At 80.3% G+C, this 569-nt stretch carries 1 protein-coding gene; it reads left to right on the top strand.

Translation table 11 applies throughout. The annotated features are described in order from the left end of the window. The coding region (locus tag PYV61_RS26435; protein ID WP_275836875.1) for a phosphatase PAP2 family protein at positions 1-569 on the top strand (569 nt) is incomplete at both ends.

Below are 569 nucleotides of genomic sequence, written 5' to 3'. Positions count from 1 at the left end.
TCGCCGCCGCGTGGGCGCTGCGCGCGCGCGTCCGGCTCGCGGCCGCGGGCGGCTGGCTCCCGCTGCTCGCCGTGCCGCTCTGCTACGCCGCGCTCCCCCACGTCGCCGCCGGCCTCGGGCGCTCGGCGCTCCACGACGCGGCCGTGCTGCGGTGGGAGGCGCGGTGGTTCGGCGCGAGCCCCGCCCTCGCCTTCAGCGCCCGCTGGCCGTCGCCCGCGCTCGGCGAGCTGCTGCACCTCGGGTACCTGAGCTACTACGCGCTCATCTACGTCCCGCCGGCGTGGCTCTGGTGGCGCGGGCGGCGCGACGCCTTCGCGGCCTCGGTGCTCGCCGTGTGGGCCGCCTTCGTCGCCTGCTACGTCGTGTTCGCGTGGTGGCCGGTGCAGGGGCCGTGGTACCAGTGGCCCGCCCCCGCCACGGTCCCCGACGGCGCCGCGCGCCGCGTCGTGCTCGCGCTGCTCGCCGCCGGCTCGTCGCGCGGCACCGCGTTCCCGTCGTCGCACGTCGCCGTCGCCGTCGCCCAGACCGTCGCGCTGGCGCACGCCGCGCCGCGCCTCGCCGCCCCCGCG

Source organism: Roseisolibacter sp. H3M3-2 (genome assembly GCF_029211165.1).
GTDB lineage: Bacteria > Gemmatimonadota > Gemmatimonadetes > Gemmatimonadales > Gemmatimonadaceae > Roseisolibacter.
Note: the sequence above shows the minus strand (reverse complement) of the source record. Positions and strands in the feature narration are given on the sequence as shown.